Annotated in this window: 1 pseudogene; it reads right to left on the reverse strand. The window is 28.7% G+C overall.

Annotation, left to right across the window (positions count from 1 at the left end):
• Nucleotides 1–230, reverse strand: a pseudogene (locus V7024_RS23925) (hypothetical protein); the annotation flags it as partial.

The raw sequence follows: 230 nt of genomic DNA on the forward strand, positions 1-230 counted from the left end.
AATTTTTATCTTTATATTCTTTTATGATATCATTTCCGAATCTTTCTACTTCATCGTCAGTAGGTTTATAATCATGTGCATACTTACTAATGGCATCAAATTTTTCATTTGCGCTTTTATCACTTGATGCCACTTCTTTTATTTTATCTTCCCAGTTATTTGTTTTAACAGTTTCTTTTGCAGTGGTATCTTTTTTATTCTCAGATTCTTTTTGAGGTTGTTCTGTTGTA

The organism is Bacillus sp. JJ864, from assembly GCF_036963045.1.
In the GTDB taxonomy this organism is placed as follows: domain Bacteria; phylum Bacillota; class Bacilli; order Bacillales; family Bacillaceae_G; genus Bacillus_A; species Bacillus_A pseudomycoides_C.